The 451-nt window shown below is 53.0% G+C and carries 1 protein-coding gene; it reads left to right on the forward strand.

Features of this window, described 5'->3' with window-relative positions; all coding sequences use genetic code 11:
- On the forward strand, window positions 1–278 hold a 278-nt coding region (locus R0J87_RS18545), incomplete at its 5' end, for a VanZ family protein (RefSeq protein WP_498888020.1).
- Window positions 279–451: the final 173 nt, after the last annotated feature.

The raw sequence follows: 451 nt of genomic DNA on the forward strand, positions 1-451 counted from the left end.
GCGCGCATTTCTTTTCCTACCTCGTGCTTGGGCTGCTGCTAGTACGGGCATTCAGGGCAAACGGCACAGGATTCAAGAGTGCGCTATGGTGGGCGTTTGCCTTCAGTGCCTTCTTCGCGGCGACGGATGAAGTCCATCAATTATTCATTCCGGGGCGCAGCGGGGAAGCCCGCGACGTTTTGATCGACAGCACAGGGGCGGCGGCTGGTTTGACGTGTTATTGGCTCGTCGCCAAGTTCAACTGGCAAAATAGGAAAACGGCCCAAACCAATTGGTGAGGGGCCTTTTTGCCGTACGGCGGTTTTTGGTGTTTTTGATAGCGGACAAGGGGGAATAGCTAGGCAGGAGGTGGATACTCGATGGAAGATAAGTTGAAAGACAAGGAAGAAAAATTTGCGGCCACTACGGAGTACCGCGAGAATTTAAAGCAGACAATCCAGGTCTTGCAAGA

Source organism: Halomonas sp. SIMBA_159 (assembly GCF_046536035.1).
GTDB lineage: Bacteria > Pseudomonadota > Gammaproteobacteria > Pseudomonadales > Halomonadaceae > Vreelandella > Vreelandella venusta_A.